Here is a 17,121-nt window from a genome sequence, read left to right on the forward strand (position 1 = left end):
CCTCGTCGTTCGGCACAGTGCTGTCGGCCGGGCACGGTAGCGGCAGAACCTGAGACGAGTCTGAGAAACGCCGACCGGTCAGAGAAAGAACCGACCGGTCCGCGAGGAACCGGCGGGTCCGAGAAGAGCCGGCGGGTCCCGCTGCACGGCGCGCCCTACTCCACGAACAGCCCCCGCGCCGCCGCCCGCGTGTCGAACTCCTCCAGCCGTGCCTGGGCCTCCGGCAGGTCGTCGCACATCGCCTCCAGCAGGACCCGCCCGATCAGCATCGGCGCGCAGGCGGTGTCGAAGGCGAGTCCGGTGCCGACCGCGGCGGGCAGCAGCAGATCGGAGACCTTGGCGACGGGAGCGAAGGCGGAGTCGGCGACCGTCACCACGGTCAGGCCCGCCTCCCTGGCGTAGCCGAGGGTGTCCACCACCTCGCGCGGATGGCGGGGCAGCGCGAAGCAGAGCAGGGCGCTCGCGCCGGCCCGGACCGCCCCGTCGATCCGGTCGTGGATCATCGTGCCGCCCTCGTTGAGCAGCCGTACGTCCGGATGCACCTTGGCCGCGAAGTAGGCGAAGCCGTGCGCCTGGGCGGCGGCCGCGCGCAGCCCGAGCACGGGCAGCGGGCGGCTGGCGGCGAGGACGCGGCCGGCGCGCTGCACCGGACGCGGGTCGGCGAGCGCCTCGGCGAGGTGCCGCAGGTTCTCGATCTCGGCCTCGACGGCCTGCTGGTACTCGTTGAACGCGCCGCCGCCGGCCGGCTGCTCGGCGGGCGCGACCTCGCGCAGGTGGCGGCGCAGCGCCGGGTAGCCGTCGAAGCCGAGGGCGACGGCGAAGCGGGTCACGGACGGCTGGCTGACCCCGGCCAGTTCGGCGAGCTCCACGCTGGAGAGGAACGGCACGTCGGCGGCCCGGCGCACCATGCTGTGCGCGATCCGCCGCTGGGTCGGCGTGAGCCGGTGCCCCTCGAAGAGCGCCTGCAGGCGTGCGGCAGGGCTGTCGGTCGGGCTCATGCCGTGCTCCCCCTCCGGAGACTGTCGGTGCGAGGACCGCGCTATTCAGGTAACGAGAACTCTGCATGCTGCTATGCAGCCGGGCAACAGGGGGGCTAGCCCCAGTGCGGGGCCGGGCACCGCTTCCTACCGTGGGACGCATGACCGGAATGGACGGGCGGGACACCGACCTGAAGAAGGAGCTCGACGCCACCCTGCACGCGCGCAGGGACCTGGGCGAGGAGTACGAGCCGGCCCTGGTCGAATCCTTCCTGGAGAAGGTCGACCAGCGCATCGACGACGCGGTCGAGCGCCGGGTGCGCCGGCAGGTGGCCGAGCAGCAACTGGCGGCGGCGCGGGGGTCCCGGTCGCCGAGCGCCACGGACTCCTGGGGCGAGCGCTTCGGCTTCGGCATCGTCTCGCTGGTCCTGGCGATCCCGCTGTCCGGCATCGGCGGCGGCGTCGCGGGCCTGCCGGGTCTGATCGCCGCCTGGGTGGGCATCGTCGGCGTCAACGCCGTGCAGGCCGCCCGCACCACCCCGGGTCTGTTCCGCCGGCACGGGAGCAAGGACGCCGGGTCCGACTGGGAGGACTGAGCCCGCGCGGCGGCGGGACACGAGGCGCGGAGAGCTGTGCGCGGGGACCGCCGCACCCCCGTTGCCGGGGGGCGGGACGACGGCGGTCCCCGCGAGGGACGCGGGCCGGGTCAGGCCGGGCGCGTCCGTGGCGTCCATGGAGGTCCGGGAGCCGCTCCGGAGGTCCTTGACGCCGCTTGGTGCCGGCCCGGGTGGGGAGCCGCTCCCGCCCTGCCGACACCCCTTACTCTGCCTGTCCCGTGTTAAGCGGGTGCTGCGCGGACGTGACACGCGCGTACCACTTCCGCGAAGCCGACACCCCCTCAAGTCACCGCAAGTTCGCCGCCGGCACCGGCGGTTCACCGCAGCTTTGCCGCTACTTCGCTCCCTTGGCGAGGAAGGCCAGCAGGTCCTGCCGGCTGACCACACCGGTCGGCTTGCCCTCCACGAGGACGATCGCCGCGTCCGCCGAACCGAGCACCGACATCAGGTCGCCGACCGGCTCGCCCGAACCGACCTGCGGCAGCGGGGCGGACATGTGCTTCTCCAGCGGGTCCTCCAGCGAGGCCCGCTTGGCGAACAGCGCGTCCAGCAGCTCGCGTTCGACGATGGAGCCGACGACCTCGGCGGCCATCACGTCCGGGTGGCCGGCGCCGGGCTTCACGACCGGCATCTGCGAGACGCCGTACTCGCGCAGCACCTCGATGGCCTGGCCCACCGTCTCGTCGGGGTGCATGTGGACCAGGGACGGGATGGCGCCGTGCTCCTTGTCCTCCAGCACGTCGGCGACGCGCGCGCTCGGGCCGGCGTCCTCCAGGAAGCCGTAGTCGGCCATCCACTCGTCGTTGAAGATCTTGCTCAGGTAGCCGCGGCCGCTGTCCGGCAGCAGGACGACCACCACGTCGTCCTCGGTCAGCCGCTCGGCGACCCGCAGCGCGGCCACGACCGCCATGCCGCAGGAGCCGCCGACCAGCAGGCCCTCCTCCTTGGCGAGGCGGCGGGTCATCTGGAAGGAGTCCTTGTCGGAGACGGCGACGATCTCGTCGGCGATCTCCTGGTCGTAGGCGCTCGGCCAGAAGTCCTCGCCGACGCCCTCGACGAGGTACGGCCGGCCGGAGCCGCCGGAGTAGACCGAGCCCTCGGGGTCGGCGCCGATCACCTGCACCCGGCCCTCGCTGGCCTCCTTCAGATAGCGGCCGGTGCCGGAGATGGTGCCGCCGGTGCCGACGCCCGCCACGAAGTGGGTGATCCGGCCCTCCGTCTGCTCCCACAGCTCGGGGCCGGTGGAGTGGTAGTGGGAGAGCGGGTTGTGCGGGTTGGAGTACTGGTCCGGCTTCCAGGCGCCCGGCGTCTCACGGACCAGCCGGTCGGAGACGTTGTAGTAGGAGTCCGGGTGCTCGGGGTCGACCGCGGTCGGGCACACGACCACCTCGGCCCCGTACGCGCGCAGCACGTTGATCTTGTCCGTGGACACCTTGTCCGGGCAGACGAAGATGCACTTGTAGCCCTTCTGCTGGGCCACGATCGCCAGGCCGACGCCGGTGTTGCCGCTGGTCGGCTCGACGATCGTGCCGCCGGGCTTCAGCTCGCCGCTCTGCTCGGCCGCCTCGATCATGCGCAGGGCGATGCGGTCCTTCACGGAGCCGCCCGGGTTGAAGTACTCCACCTTGGCGAGGACGGTCGCCCTGAGCCCTTTGGTCACGCTGTTGAGCCGCACCAGCGGGGTGTTGCCGACGAGGCTGATCATCGAGTCGTGGAACTGCACCGTTGTCTCCGGTTGCTGCAAAAGATGTGGTCGTGGTGCCGCCAGCCTAGGCCCTGTGGCCGGACCCGGGCCGGTCGTTCACTCGCAGTTGCGATTGGCGGACGGCCGGTACGGGGCAAGGAGTGGATGTACGGCTACGAGGAGGTGGCGGCGACGCATGACCAGCATGTCGAGGGCGCGGGTGGCCCGGCGTATCGCGGCCGGGGCGGCTTACGGCGGGGGTGGCATCGGCCTGGCCGGCGCGGCGATGGTGGGGCTGCTGCTGGCCGAGGCGCAGCTGGCCCGGCGCCAGGTGCTGTCGAACGGCTCCTCGCCGTACGTACCGAAGGCGGACGGACTGTACGGCGGCGGGTACGCCGTCCCGGGCGAGGAACCCCTGCGGCTGACCCTGCTGGGCGACTCCACCGCCGCCGGACAGGGCGTCCACCGGTCGGGCCAGACCCCGGGCGCGCTGCTGGCGTCGGGGCTGTCGGCGGTCGCGGAGCGGCCGGTGATACTGCGCAACGTGGCGATGCCGGGCGCGATGTCCGACGACCTCGACCGGCAGGTGGCGCTGGCCCTGGCCGGTCCGGGTCCGGCCCCGGACGTCTGCGTGATCATGGTCGGCGCGAACGACGTCACCAACCGGATGCCGCCGACCCGCTCGGTACGCCATCTGGCGGGGGCGGTGCGGCGGCTGCGCACCGCCGGCGCCGAGGTGGTCGTGGGCACCTGTCCCGACCTCGGCACGATCGAGCCGGTGCAGCAGCCGCTGCGCTGGCTGGCCCGCCGGGTCTCGCGGCAGCTGGCGGCCGCGCAGACCATCGGCGTGATCGAGCAGGGCGGTCGTACGGTCTCGCTGGGCGATCTGCTGGGCCCGGAGTTCGCGGCGCATCCGCGCGAGCTGTTCGGCCCGGACAGCTACCACCCGTCGGCGGAGGGGTACGCGACGGCCGCGATGGCGGTGCTGCCGACGGTCTGCGCCACCCTGGGCCTGTGGCCGGCCGAGGAGGAGCGTCCGGACGTCTCGCGCCGCGAGGGCTTCCTGCCGGTGGCCCGCGCCGCGGCGGAGGCGGCCTCCGAGGCGGGTACGGAGGTCACGGCGGCGATGCCGACCGGACCGCGCGGGCCGTGGGCGCTGCTGAAGCGGCGGCGCAGGCGGCGGGTGCCGGAGGTGGAGCCGGACCCGACCAACAGCCAAGCAAGCGCTTAGAAAGTTGCGGCCCATGTCACACCGCGTACCCCGTGACCGCGCGCATACGTACGGGTAACTTCCCAACCAGCCCTGCCCACACCCGTACGCCAATGGAGCCGTGATGCCCGAAGCCGTGATCGTCTCAGCCGCCCGCTCCCCCATCGGCCGCGCCTTCAAGGGCTCCCTCAAGGACCTGCGCCCCGACGACCTCACCGCCACGATCATCCAGGCCGCCCTCGCCAAGGTCCCCGAGTTGGACCCGAAGGACATCGACGACCTGATGCTCGGCTGCGGTCTGCCCGGCGGCGAGCAGGGCCACAACCTCGGCCGGATCGTCGCCGTGCAGATGGGCATGGACCACCTGCCGGGCTGCACCGTCACCCGCTACTGCTCCTCCTCCCTCCAGACCTCCCGCATGGCGCTGCACGCCATCAAGGCCGGCGAGGGCGACGTCTTCATCTCCGCGGGCGTCGAGATGGTCAGCCGCAGCGTCAAGGGCACCTCCGACGGCATGCCCGACACCCAGAACCCGCTCTTCGCCGACGCCGTGGCCCGTACCGCCGCCGTGGCCGAGTCCGAGGGCGCGAGCTGGCACGACCCGCGCGAGGACGGCCTGCTCCCCGACCCGTACATCGCCATGGGCCAGACCGCCGAGAACCTGGCCCGCTCCTGGGGCCTGAGCCGCCAGGAGATGGACGAGTTCGGCGTCCGCTCGCAGAACCTCGCCGAGGAGGCCATCAAGAACGGCTTCTGGGAGCGCGAGATCACCCCGGTCACGCTGCCCGACGGCACCGTCGTCTCGAAGGACGACGGCCCGCGCGCCGGCGTCACCCTGGACGCCGTCTCCGGCCTGAAGCCGGTCTTCCGCCCCGACGGCATGGTCACCGCCGGCAACTGCTGCCCGCTCAACGACGGCGCCGCGGCCCTCGTCATCATGTCCGACACCAAGGCCCGCGAGCTGGGTCTCACCCCGCTCGCCCGGATCGTCTCCACCGGCGTCTCCGGCCTCTCCCCCGAGATCATGGGCTACGGCCCGGTCGAGGCGTCCCGCCGGGCCCTGGCCCTGGCCGGCCTCACCATCGACGACATCGACCTCGTCGAGATCAACGAGGCCTTCGCCGCCCAGGTGATCCCCTCCTACCGCGACCTCGGCATCCCGCTGGAGAAGCTGAACGTCAACGGCGGCGCGATCGCCGTCGGCCACCCCTTCGGCATGACCGGCGCCCGCATCACCGGCACCCTGATCAACTCCCTCCAGTGGCACGACAAGCAGTTCGGCCTGGAGACCATGTGCGTCGGCGGCGGCCAGGGCATGGCGATGGTCATCGAGCGCCTGAGCTGACCCACCCCTGGGTGACCGCCGAGGCACCCACCGTCACCTGACGGCCCAGAACCCGAGAACCGCCCGGGTTCTGGGCCGTTTTGTGATCCAATCTCCCTCAGGATGTGACCTATCTCCCTCGGCACAGGGAACTTCCCAGGTCAGAGCCGCACCACCGGAAACCCCAGGCCCAAAGTCCTGCCCGTTTCGTGACGTTACGCACTGACAGCTGGTTAGTTCACCCATCAAGCTGATGTAGGAAGTCGGGGGTCGACTTTGAACCGGGAGTACGTCAGTGAGCGCCATGCCGATCGCCTTGCTGGTCACCACGGCCGCCACGGGCGCCGTGGGAGTCGCCGTCCTGCGCACCCTTGTGCAGCTGCGCCGTCAGGTCGCGGCCCTGCGCACCGAGATCATCGAGGCGCGCACCGCCCGCGCCCATGTCCCCGCCGCGCGCACCACCGCCGACACGGATGAGATACGGGCCGCCGTGGCCGAGGCGCTGGCCGAGGAGCGGGAGCGGGAGCTGGCCGAGGCCCGCGCCTTCTGGGCGGCCCAGGAGGCCCGTGACGTCTCCGACGCGCCGTCCCTGCTCTCCTTCGGCGACAGCGACCTGTTCCTGCCGCGTCAGGCCGACTTCGTGGGCCTGGAGCCGGTGACGGAGGCCGACGAGTTCGCCGGGGACTCCCCCGAACTGGCCGCCGCCCGCCGCCGCCACCCCTCCCATCCGGACTTCGTGCCGGTGTCGTCACCGGTCGTCAACGACCACGAACGCACCGTCGCGACCCTGGAGGAGCTGGCCGCCGCCCGTACCGAACTCACCGACGTCCGTCCGGGCCCGCTGGGCACCCTCGACGTCTACGTCTTCGCCGACGGCACGACCTTGTGCATGACCCCGGGCCACCGCGAGACCGCGGAACGCCTGGCCGCCGCCCTCACCGCCGGCCAGAGCCCGGTGCTCCTCGGCGGGTCCGGCATCTCGGGCGCGTACACCCTCACCTTCGAGTGCGGGGAAGAGAACGTCTACATCCTGGCGGACCGGGTCATAGCCAGCCTGTAGCGGGCCGCGCGGGGTCCCGGCTCAGACCCCCGCCCGCTTCTGCGCCTCCTGCACCAGCCGCACGGCTTCGGCGACGTCGGCCTCGTCGCGCACCACCACCGCCAGGTCACGCGAGGCCACACTCACCTGGTCCGCCGCCGCGAACATGCCCGCGTCCGGCATCACCCGCGGCTCCGCCTCCGGTCTCTCCAGCACCTGCGCCCACCGGGCCAGCTCACGGGCCAGCCCCAGCGCCTCCGCGGCGGCTCCGCGCTGCAACCGGCTCTGCGGCGCGGCCCTCAGACGATCGGCGAAGTGATCCACCGCTTGGGTCAAAGGTGTCGTATCAACCACGCCGCGACCTTACGCCCCGTACCCGCACTGTTGCCAACGGGCGAACGCTCAGGCACGGTGACCTGAAGGACCGGCTTACATCCCCTTGCCATGGAGGCGCCGATGTCCCAAGTCTTCTCGGAGGAGACCCACCGCAACCTGCTCGCCCGCATCCCCCATTGCACCGGTCGTGAAGTGGCCGACTGGCTGCGCACCGTAGAAGAAGGCCCCGCGCTCCGCTTCGACGAGAAGGTCAGCTGGCTGCGCCACGAGTACGACCTGGCGTACGGCCACGCCAAAGCGATCATCCACGAGTACGACCTGAGGAGGGCCGCGCGCAGGTTCTGAGCGCGCACACCGCGCCGGAGTGAGCGACGAGAACCGGACACGACACGACGAAGGGCCCCGGGATGACCCGGGGCCCTTCGCCTGTGTCACTGTCCGCCGGCTACGGCTCAGTCGTCGCCGGAGAAGATGGCGACCAGGCGCAGCATCTCGATGTAGATCCAGACGAGCGTCATGGTCAGACCGAACGCGGCCAGCCAGGACTCCTCACGCGGCGCGCCGTAGGCGATGCCGTCCTCGATCTGCTTGAAGTCGAGGGTGAGGAAGAAGGCGCCGAGCACGATCGCGATGATGCCGACGATCGCACCGAGCGGGCCCATGCTGCGCAGTCCGCCGTCCTCGGCGACACCGAAGACGACCAGCAGCAGGTTGACCGCCATGACCAGGACGAACGCCAGGGCGATCGCCATGCCGATGCGGGCGTAGCGCGCGGTGACGCGGACCCAGCCGGCCTTGTAGATCAGCAGCGTGGCGGCGGTGACCGCCATGGTGCCGAGCACGGCCTGGAAGGGCGCGCCGGACCAGGCGCTGTTGTACATCTCGCTGATCACGCCGAGGAAGACACCCTCGAACGCGGCGTACGCCAGGATCAGCGCGGGGGACGCGGTGCGCTTGAAGGACTGGACCATCGCCAGGACGAAGGCGACGAGCGCGGCGCCGATGGCCAGGCCGTAGCTGGTCGACGAGACCGGCAGCAGGGCCCAGGCCAGCACGGCGCCGACGACGACGGTGCCGAGCGTCATGGCCGAGCGCATGACGACGTCGTCCATCGTCATCCGGTTGCCGGTGGCGACCGGGGCCTGCGGGGCGCCGTACTGCGCGTCCTGCTGGGCGTAAGGGTTCTGCGCGTACGGGTTGCCGGCGCCGGGCTGGGCGTAGGGGTTGCCCGTAGCGTACGGGTTGCCCTGCGTTCCTACCGCTGCGCCCCCGGCCTGCGGCGCGGTGTTGAAGCCCGCGTAGCCGTTGTCGCGGCTGAACCCCCGTCGCGAGAAGACCGGGTTGCTGCTCCTCATTTCACTCCTCCATGGCCACCTTGCGCAGCCTTGGCTCAAGAGTAATAGACAGGCAAAGGATTGACCCTAGTGCTTGGGGAGGATCTTTCCCCCCACGTGCTGCGCAACACGCTACGCGGCCGGGTGATTCCCGGCACGGGAGGAACCGAACCGTGGCCCCCTGGTGACGATCTTGTCACCGAGGGGGCCGAGCGGTGAAGACTTCGATGCACTGTGCACGCAATTCGAAGGCGTCGGAGTGCCCGGAACCGGACTCGAACCGGTACGCCCGCGAGGGGCAGCGAGGTTTAAGCTCGCCGTGTCTGCATTCCACCATCCGGGCAGGCCATGGGCTCCGCGTCGAGGTCCCGAGCCTATCGGGGCGCATCCCCCGAACAGCGGAACTACGGACCGATGTTGTCTTATTTTATTGACGTCTGAGGGTGCATCAGCACTCGGAACACGCCATCCGCACTTGCCACCAGCCTTGCGTGCGGTGCACGCCCGTGTACGCGGAATGACGGAATTTCACCGCCCGAACAAGGGCACTCCACCTGTTCTTGACGAAGATCACCCGTGCGGGCCATCCGGGCGTTCTTCCGAAGATCACCCGAAGATCACCCGAGGCTCACCCTCGGGGTCGCCCGTCATCCCCAGGTATGACATGGCCCCGCCCGGTCCGACCGGAGTCTGCCCCCGGAACCGGAACAGCGGCTGACTACACGGCGCCGTACGGACGAAACGATGAATCACGTCCTCGCATCCCCGTCCGACAGGAGCCCGACCCGTGACCACGACTCCCCTCGCCGACCGGACCACCGCGGTGGCCGCCCGCGCCACGGAGCTGTCGAAGATCTACGGACAGGGCGAGACCCGGGTGGTCGCCCTCGACCGCGTCTCCGTCGAGTTCCGGCAGGCCGAGTTCACCGCGATCATGGGCCCCTCCGGGTCCGGCAAGTCCACCTTGATGCACTGCGTGGCCGGACTGGACACCTTCTCCTCCGGCTCGGTGCGCATCGGCGACACCGAGCTGGGCTCGCTCAAGGACAAGCAGCTCACCAAGTTGCGCCGGGACAAGATCGGCTTCATCTTCCAGGCGTTCAACCTGCTGCCGACGCTGACCGCGCTGGAGAACATCACGCTCCCCATGGACATCGCGGGCCGCAAGCCGGACAAGCAGTGGCTGGACACGGTGATCCAGATGGTCGGCCTGTCCGACCGGCTCGGCCACCGCCCCTCCCAGCTCTCCGGCGGCCAGCAGCAGCGCGTCGCGGTCGCCCGGGCGCTCGCCTCCAAGCCGGACATCATCTTCGGCGACGAACCGACCGGCAACCTCGACTCCCGCTCCGGCGCCGAGGTGCTCGGCTTCCTGCGCAACTCGGTGCGCGAACTGGGCCAGACGGTGGTGATGGTGACCCACGACCCGGTGGCGGCGGCCTACGCGGACCGGGTGGTGTTCCTGGCCGACGGCCGGATCGTGGACGAGGTGCACGGGCCGACGGCGGAGTCGGTGCTGGACCGCATGCGGCGTCTTCCCGGGGGGAACCCCCGGACCCCCGAGTCCGACGGCAAGGGCCGCACCAGCTGACCCATCCGACGCCGGCCCCCGCCCTCACCCTGGACTGAGAAGAAACCATGTTCCGTACCGCCTTGCGCAACGTACTCGCGCACAAGGCCCGGCTCCTGATGACCGTGCTCGCCGTGATGCTCGGCGTGGCCTTCGTGTCGGGGACCCTGGTCTTCACCAACACCATCTCCGAGGCCTACCAGAAGAGCTCGGCCAAGGGCTTCGACCGGGTCGACGTGGCCGTGGAGCCCGAGACCCAGAAGGACCGCGGCGACACCCTCGGCACCACCCCCGAGCTGACGCAGGCGCTGCTCGACCGGAGCGCCCGGGTGCCCGGCGCCGCCTCCGCCATCGGCGTGGTCGGCGGCTTCACCGCCCTCGCCGACCAGGACGGCAAGCTGGTCGGCGGCGGCTTCCAGTCGCAGGGCGGCAACTACTGGGGCACGGACGACCCGCGCTACCCGCTCGTCGAGGGCCACGCGCCGAAGGGCCGCGGCGAGGTCCTGATCGACTCCGAGACCGCCGAACGCACCGGCTACCGCGTCGGCGACACCGTGCGGCTGTCCATCGACGGCCCGGTGCTGTCCCCGAGGATCACCGGCGTCTTCACCACCGACGACGGCAACGTCGCCGCCGGCGGCAGCCTCACCCTGTTCGACACGGCGACCGCGCAGCGGCTGTTCGGCAAGCCGGGCACGTACGACCAGATCGACGTCGAGGCGAAGGCCGGCGTCACCCAGGAGGCGCTCAAGGCCGAACTGGACAAGGCCCTCCCCGCCGACCTCGTGCACACCACCACCGGGCAGCGGCTCGCCGACGACCAGGCCGAGCTGATCGCCTCCTCGATGAGCGGGCTCAAGCAGGGCCTGCTGGTCTTCGCCGGCATCGCGCTGTTCGTCGGCACCTTCATCATCGCCAACACCTTCACCATGCTGGTCGCCCAGCGCACCAAGGAACTGGCGCTGCTGCGCGCGGTCGGCGCCTCCCGCCGCCAGGTCACCCGGTCGGTGCTGATCGAGGCGTTCTTCGTCGGCGTGGTCGCCGCGGTGACCGGCCTGGTCGCGGGCATCGGCATCGGCGCGGGCCTGCGCTCCCTGCTGGGCTCGCTCGGCGAGACGGTGCCGGACGGGCCGCTGGTGATCTCCCCCGACACGATCGTCGCCGCGCTCGCGGTCGGTGTCCTGGTCACCATGCTGGCCGCCTGGCTGCCCGGCCGGCGGGCGGCGAAGATCCCGCCGGTGGCGGCGATGAGCAGCCTGCACGCCACGGCGACGGTGAAGTCGCTGGTGCTGCGCAACACCCTCGGCGCGCTGTTCGCCGCCGCGGGCGTCGCCGTCGTCCTCGCGGCGACCACCATGGGAGGCTCGGACGGGCAGGCGCCGATGGGCCTGGGCGCCGTCCTGCTGATCATCGGGGTGTTCGTGCTGACCCCGCTGCTGTCCCGGCCGCTGATCGCGGCCGCGGCGCCGGTGCTGCGCGTCTTCGGGGTGTCGGGCAAGCTGGCCCGCCAGAACTCGGTGCGCAATCCGCGCCGTACCGCCGCCACCGCCTCCGCCCTGATGATCGGCCTGACCCTGATCACCGGGATGACGGTGATGGCGGGCAGCCTGCAGAAGTCGATCGACCGGATGGCCTCGGACGCGATCCGCGCGGACTACGTCGTCTCCATGGCGAACGGCAACACGCTCTCCCCGGACGTCGACCGCGAGCTGCGCGCCACCGAGGGCGTCACGGCCACCAGCCCGCTGCGCAACGCGCCCGCCCGGATCGACGGCGAGACCGAGTACCTGACCGGCGTCACCGGCGCCACCATCGGCGAGCTGACCGAACTGCCGGTCGACAGCGGTGCCTTCGAGGTCGGTGGCGACCGGGTGGTCGTGGACGACGACACCGCGACGGCGCACGGCTGGCAGACGGGTTCCTCGTTCACGGCGTCGTTCGAGGACGGCGAGAAGGAGCGGCTGACCGTCGCCGGTGTCTACCAGGACAACGAGATGATCCGCGGCATCATGCTCGACCTGTCCACCCTCGCCCCGCACCAGAGCGACCCGGCCGACATGCAGGTCATGGTGCGGACCGCGGACGGCGCGTCCGCCGCGACGAAGGACCGGCTGGAGAAGGCCCTGGGCTCCAACCCGGCCGTCAGGGTCCAGGACAAGGAGGACATCTCCGAGGAGATCGCGAGCATGTTCACCCTGATGCTGAACATGCTGTACGGCCTGCTGGCCATGGCGGTGATCGTGGCCGTCCTCGGTGTCATCAACACCCTGGCCATGTCGGTGTTCGAACGCTCCCAGGAGATCGGCATGCTCCGCGCGATCGGCCTGGACCGCAAGGGCATCAAGCGGATGGTCCGCCTGGAGTCGCTGGTCATCTCGCTCTTCGGCGGGGTGCTCGGCATCGGTCTGGGCGTGTTCTTCGGCTGGGCGGCCGGGGAGCTGCTGGCGAGCAGCATGGCGACGTACGAACTCGTCCTGCCCTGGACCCGGATGGCGGTGTTCCTGCTGCTGGCGGCCACGGTGGGCGTGCTGGCGGCGCTGTGGCCCGCGCGCCGCGCGGCCCGGCTGAACATGCTGGCCGCGATCAAGTCGGAGTGACCTAGCCACCGCCGAAGGCCCCGCTTCCCGGACGAGGAAGCGGGGCCTTCGCCGTTCAGGCGTTCCAGGTACGAGCGCGCAGCGGCATGCCGGAGTCACCGGACTCCGGGGTGCGGACGGCGAGGACCTGGTTGACCCCGATGCGGTTGTGCTCGAAGGCCAGTGCCGAGGCGGCCATGTACAGCCGCCAGACGCGGGCGCGGCCCGGGCTGGTCAGCCGCACGGCCCGTTCCCAGCCGTCCTCCAGGTTGCTGACCCAGCGGCGCAGGGTGAGCGCGTAGTGCTCGCGGATCGACTCCACGTCGCGCACCTCGAACCCGGCGCGCTCCAGCTGGGTCACCGTGGTGCCGACGGGCGCCAGTTCACCGTCGGGGAAGACGTAGGCGTCGATGAACTCGTCGACGTCGTACGCCGTCTCGTCGCGCTGCGGCCGACGGGCGATCTGGTGGTTGAGCAGCCGCCCGCCCGGCTTGAGCAGGGCGTTCAGCGTGCGGGCGTACTCCAGGTACCGCTCGGACCCCACGTGTTCGGCCATGCCGATGGAGGAGATCGCGTCGTAGGGGCCGTCGCTGACGTCCCGGTAGTCCTGCACCCGGATCTCCACCCGGTCGGTCAGCCCCTCCTCGGCGACGCGCTTGCGGGCGTAGGCGGCCTGCTCCTGCGACAGGGTGATGCCGACGACGCTCACGCCGTGCTCACGGGCCGCGTGGATGGCCATGGAGCCCCAGCCGCAGCCGACGTCGAGCAGCCGTCCGCCCGGTTCGAGGCCGAGCTTGCGGGAGACCAGCTCCAACTTGTCGCGCTGGGCGTCCTCCAGGGTTCCGCCGGCCTCCTCGGGGGCCTCCCAGTAGGCGCACGAGTAGACCATCGACGGGCCGAGGACGAGTTCGTAGAAGTCGTTGCCGACGTCGTAGTGGTGGCTGATGGCGCGTCTGTCGCTGTGCCGGGTGTGCAGATGCCGTCTGCGGCGCACCTCCTCGCCGGGCGGTGCGGGGGGCAGCGCGGGCCCTCCCATCCGCAGCAGGCCGCGCACTCCGGCCCGCACCTCGGGGTCGCGCAGCGACTGCGCGAGCGTACGGGCGTCCTCGCCGCGTTCCCAGACGAGCCCCGCGATCGCGTCGAGGGCCGCGTACAGATCCCCGTCGATGTCCAGGTCCCCGGCGACCCACGCCCGGGCCAGCCCCAGTTCCCCCGGCTTCCACAACAGCCTGCGCACGGCCCGGCGGTTGCGCACCACCAGCACCGGCGTACCGGGCGGCCCCGCCTGCGAGCCGTCCCAGGCGCGGATACGAACCGGCAGCGGCGTACCCAGCACCTGTTCGATGAGCCCCTTCAGCCGCGACGCGGCGTCGGTCATGGCGCACACCTCCGTGACAGCGATCCCGGAAAGTCCGACACCACGTAAACACCCCCACCCCGCCCCCGCAGTCCCCCACACGCGTCACGGCTGAGCAAAACCCCTGAGCGATGCACAGCCGCATACGGCCACCTAGCCAGGACGCCCCGCTACGCCGAGGGCGGCATGGTGAACCGGCCCGAGACCCCGGACCCGGACTCACATCCCAGCAAGCCGGAGAGCCCACGGCTGGCTTCGTGCACGATACGGAGGTTGTCCTCCGTGGCCGCGTCCGACGGCTCCGCCACTTCGTACCTGCTGCGGACGTCTCCCCTGATCAAAACGGCCGTGGACGCGTCACCGAACACGCCGCCGACGCACCGGAAGTACAGCACCCCCGCCTTGGCCCCGGCCAGAGCCATTTCTCCCATACGATACTTTTTATAGCCGGAGTCCCCCTTGCCCTCCTCCGGGAGATCTTGGGCGAGGGAGTACGCCACCTTCACCGAATCAAGCCCGGACGTTCCTCGATACGCCCCGCACAGCCGGGAGTCAGTACCGGTCTTGCCGAGCTGATACTGGGAGACCAGGTCGTCGACGGTCCGCGCCGGCTCCCCGAGGAAAACATCCGAGTCGGACGCCGGAATACCAGCGATCCGCCTCATGGCCGCTTTGGCTTCGACGGACAGAAACTCCTCGCACGACGGCCCTGACGAGCTGGGCGTCACCGAGCTTCCAGCATCTGACCCGCCACCCTGGCAACCGATGGCGGCCAGCGCCACGACGAGTGCGGCCGACCCGGCTCTCAGTCCTGCGCCAAACCTAAGCCTGCGGAAGAACACCACGCTGGTTCTCTCGATTGGTCCCCTTCGTATAACCGGAGTTTGCGGCCTCTTCCAGATCCTGACCGAAGCGGTCATGGTCTCGCGAGATGCCGTGCGCCGCGAGGAACTTGTCCATCGGGGACTCGGCGGCCGTCTGTCCCACTGCATAGATCTCCGCCTTCTGTTCCTGGATCGTGCTTCCGCTCTCCAGCTGATGGGTCTGCGCACTGTCATCGATCACGTTTGCGATCTGCTGTGTGATGGCTCCTTGCCCCGCGTCCATGAACACAGGAATGAGAGTGCCCGCCACCCCGACAGCGGCCACAGGAGGAAGAAAGGCCGCCCCACCGGCGATCGCCACGCCGGCACCGAACTTGATCCAGCCAGTCTTCTCTTCCAGGCTCTTGTTGTAGGCCTCGTCCTTCGCGACCCCCTCTGCGGCGACCTGGTCCGCCCTGGACTGGTCCAGGAACCCTTGGATCTCCGCGCCGGTGCGCACGATCTCCCGCGCGGCCGGCTGATCGATGCGCCCTCCCTGGGCCTGTGCTTCCAGCGCGGTGGTGGCGTAGATCTGCTGAGCCGTGGAGATCTCCGCGTAGGCGTCGGGATGCTGTCCGACGGAACTCAGGAATCTGATCGAGTTGTCGATCCCGAAGACCGCGTGGCCCGTACCGGTCGGCGCGAACAGGCTGTCCGGCCTGTTGTCGTTCAGTCCCCAGTTGAGATCGTCGATATAACCGGCTCCCATTCGACCAAGGCTGTCGGCGAGAGGTTCCTTCACGTTCTCCGGGTCACCATAGGCCGCCACGACCTTCTCCATGATGGCCGCCGTGGTCTCGTCGCGCACGAGTCTCGGAGTCGGGTCGTCGTAGGCGTGCCCCAGTGTCGCCGCTTCCAAGGCATGTCCGAGCGCGTCCGGACCGAAGCCACGCGCTTTCTCCGCGCCTTCGCTTCCAGGCTGGAAAGGGCTGTCCGGCGGCCACACGAAGTCCTTCTTGGTCAGCTCTTCGAAGTACGAGTAGCCGAGAGTGTCGCGCCGGTTGACAGTGCCGTCCTCGTTGTAGACGGTGGGGGTCATCTCCGGGTCAAAAAACTTCTTCGCCGCGTCGGGACTGTGGCCGAGCGCTTCCAGCACGCTGGTCAGTGGGTCATAGCCGGCGCCTGATTTCCCGGACGGGTTGAAACCCCAGTCCGCGTCCCCCGCCGACGTGGGTTTGTTCTCGACGAACCGGTACGGATCCTTCTGATGCAGTTGGACGATGTGCTCGGCGATCGGGTTGAGGAACCGAGCGTCGTAGTCACCGTACCGGAGCAGGCCACCGAGGATCTGATAGCCGAATGGGTGGGACATTCCCCCGGGATAGAGCTTGATCTCCGCCGAGCCCAGTTTGCGGAACTCCGTGGCCCAGGAGGCAGGCAGGTGAGACTTGTTGTCGGGATCCGTCGCCGAGGCCAGCGCGAGGCCCATATGTCTCTGCAACTGCTGCGTCAGGAGGAGCCTCGCCTTGTCGTCGCCCTCAGTGCCGTTCAACGCCATACGGCCGTAGAACTCCAGGGCCTCCTGAGGGCCGCCCAGCAACGAGTAGAAACGGGTGGAGAAGTCCGCGTCTCGCGCGTTGTGGCGCAGGAGGGAATTCAGCTCCGTCAGCTGCTCGTCGGACATCTCCGGCCCAAGCCTGGCGAGCTCCGCGGCGCGTTCGGCCTGTGCCTCGTCGAGTGAGCCGTACGAGCTGTGTCCGGCGTTGTGGGCGGAGTCGCCGTGACTCTTGGCCAGGGCGCGGGCCACGGACGCGTCGATCTCGCTCGCGTGAGCAAGGATCCGGTTGATGCGGTCCTCCAGCTCCCTCCGGGCATCGAGCTGCTCCTGGGTGCGGTCGTCGCTGTCGCCGCGGATGTGCGGGTAGAAGCAGCGGACCTCGCCTGAGCCGATGGTCTCGACCCGGAGGCCCAGTTCCACCGCGTCCACCCGGACGGCCGTCACGATCTGCTTCTGCAGCGAGACGAGGTCGGTATGCGCGTCATCCAGAATTCGATGAATGCTGCGCGCCTCCGTGTGGAGATCGGCGACTTCCTTCGCGGTCTCGGCGACGAACGCTCGGGACACCGTGGCGTTCATTCCCGCCCAGCGGGCCGCCTCCGACTTCGCCACCATGCCCGTCCTCGCGTTGTCCGCGAGCTTCTTCAGTTGGCTGACGGCCTTCCTCCAGTCGGAGACGGCCGTACCGAGGATGCCCAGGTCGACATCGAGCAGATCCGTGTAGGTGATCGCCACTGGT

At 70.2% G+C, this 17,121-nt stretch carries 14 protein-coding genes and 1 tRNA gene; 7 read left to right on the forward strand and 8 right to left on the reverse strand.

All coding sequences use genetic code 11. The features are described from left to right. Positions 1 to 155: 155 nt before the first annotated feature. Complete coding sequence (locus tag ABT232_RS02765) at positions 156 to 998, reverse strand: MurR/RpiR family transcriptional regulator (RefSeq protein WP_351834911.1); 843 nt, start codon at positions 996 to 998, stop codon at positions 156 to 158. 149 nt (positions 999 to 1,147) lie between these two features. Here ABT232_RS02765 and ABT232_RS02770 point away from each other — a divergent pair, with 149 nt between their 5' ends. Continuing rightward, on the forward strand, positions 1,148 to 1,573 hold the full coding sequence (locus ABT232_RS02770) for a hypothetical protein (RefSeq protein ID WP_351835633.1): 426 nt from the start codon (positions 1,148 to 1,150) through the stop codon (positions 1,571 to 1,573). A gap of 355 nt (positions 1,574 to 1,928) precedes the next feature. Here the strand turns inward: ABT232_RS02770 and ABT232_RS02775 are convergent, their stop codons facing one another. Then, positions 1,929 to 3,317, reverse strand: a complete 1,389-nt coding sequence (locus tag ABT232_RS02775) for a cystathionine beta-synthase (protein ID WP_351834912.1) — start codon at positions 3,315 to 3,317, stop codon at positions 1,929 to 1,931. Between the two features lie 157 nt (positions 3,318 to 3,474). Here ABT232_RS02775 and ABT232_RS02780 point away from each other — a divergent pair, with 157 nt between their 5' ends. The 3 genes from ABT232_RS02780 to ABT232_RS02790 all read left to right on the forward strand — a co-directional run bounded on the left by ABT232_RS02780 (position 3,475) and on the right by ABT232_RS02790 (position 6,872). Continuing rightward, positions 3,475 to 4,509, forward strand: coding sequence for an SGNH/GDSL hydrolase family protein (locus ABT232_RS02780; protein WP_351834914.1), 1,035 nt, complete (start codon positions 3,475 to 3,477; stop codon positions 4,507 to 4,509). Between the two features lie 103 nt (positions 4,510 to 4,612). After that, the gene (locus ABT232_RS02785) at positions 4,613 to 5,833 is read left to right on the forward strand and encodes an acetyl-CoA C-acetyltransferase (RefSeq protein ID WP_351834915.1); all 1,221 of its coding nucleotides are present in this window, start codon (positions 4,613 to 4,615) and stop codon (positions 5,831 to 5,833) included. A 283-nt stretch (positions 5,834 to 6,116) separates the two neighbouring features. Next, complete coding sequence (locus tag ABT232_RS02790; RefSeq protein ID WP_351834917.1) at positions 6,117 to 6,872, forward strand: hypothetical protein; 756 nt, start codon at positions 6,117 to 6,119, stop codon at positions 6,870 to 6,872. A gap of 21 nt (positions 6,873 to 6,893) precedes the next feature. Here the strand turns inward: ABT232_RS02790 and ABT232_RS02795 are convergent, their stop codons facing one another. After that, a complete protein-coding gene (locus tag ABT232_RS02795) occupies positions 6,894 to 7,205 on the reverse strand; it encodes a hypothetical protein (protein ID WP_351834920.1) in 312 nt (103 codons plus the stop codon). A 102-nt stretch (positions 7,206 to 7,307) separates the two neighbouring features. On the opposite strand from ABT232_RS02795, the gene ABT232_RS02800 reads away from it, so the two are divergent. Beyond that, positions 7,308 to 7,532, forward strand: a complete 225-nt coding sequence (locus ABT232_RS02800) for a DUF4287 domain-containing protein (RefSeq protein ID WP_351834921.1) — start codon at positions 7,308 to 7,310, stop codon at positions 7,530 to 7,532. A 107-nt stretch (positions 7,533 to 7,639) separates the two neighbouring features. Here the strand turns inward: ABT232_RS02800 and ABT232_RS02805 are convergent, their stop codons facing one another. Next, complete coding sequence (locus ABT232_RS02805; RefSeq protein ID WP_351834922.1) at positions 7,640 to 8,542, reverse strand: Bax inhibitor-1/YccA family protein; 903 nt, start codon at positions 8,540 to 8,542, stop codon at positions 7,640 to 7,642. 239 nt (positions 8,543 to 8,781) lie between these two features. Beyond that, positions 8,782 to 8,864: transfer RNA gene (locus tag ABT232_RS02810), tRNA-Leu, on the reverse strand. A 444-nt stretch (positions 8,865 to 9,308) separates the two neighbouring features. Between ABT232_RS02810 and ABT232_RS02815 the strand changes: the two genes are divergently transcribed. Together ABT232_RS02815 and ABT232_RS02820 are read left to right on the forward strand one after the other, a co-directional pair. Next, positions 9,309 to 10,109, forward strand: coding sequence for an ABC transporter ATP-binding protein (locus ABT232_RS02815; RefSeq protein ID WP_351834924.1), 801 nt, complete (start codon positions 9,309 to 9,311; stop codon positions 10,107 to 10,109). Positions 10,110 to 10,156: 47 nt separating this feature from the next. Further along, a complete protein-coding gene (locus ABT232_RS02820; protein WP_351834927.1) occupies positions 10,157 to 12,685 on the forward strand; it encodes an ABC transporter permease in 2,529 nt (842 codons plus the stop codon). 55 nt (positions 12,686 to 12,740) lie between these two features. On the opposite strand, the gene ABT232_RS02825 is transcribed toward ABT232_RS02820, so the two are convergent. From ABT232_RS02825 to ABT232_RS02835, 3 genes are all read right to left on the reverse strand, one after another. Beyond that, entirely contained in the window at positions 12,741 to 14,042 is a 1,302-nt protein-coding gene (locus ABT232_RS02825; RefSeq protein WP_351834930.1) for a class I SAM-dependent methyltransferase, read from the reverse strand. A gap of 149 nt (positions 14,043 to 14,191) precedes the next feature. Beyond that, a complete protein-coding gene (locus tag ABT232_RS02830; RefSeq protein WP_351834933.1) occupies positions 14,192 to 14,866 on the reverse strand; it encodes a hypothetical protein in 675 nt (224 codons plus the stop codon). Then, positions 14,844 to 17,117 (reverse strand): DUF6571 family protein, encoded by a 2,274-nt coding sequence (locus ABT232_RS02835; protein ID WP_351834935.1) that lies wholly within the window; start codon positions 17,115 to 17,117, stop codon positions 14,844 to 14,846. Before ABT232_RS02835 ends, ABT232_RS02830 begins: the two co-directional genes overlap by 23 nt. Positions 17,118 to 17,121: the final 4 nt, after the last annotated feature.

This window comes from Streptomyces sp. NPDC001532 (assembly GCF_040298625.1).
In the GTDB taxonomy this organism is placed as follows: Bacteria; Actinomycetota; Actinomycetes; order Streptomycetales; family Streptomycetaceae; genus Streptomyces.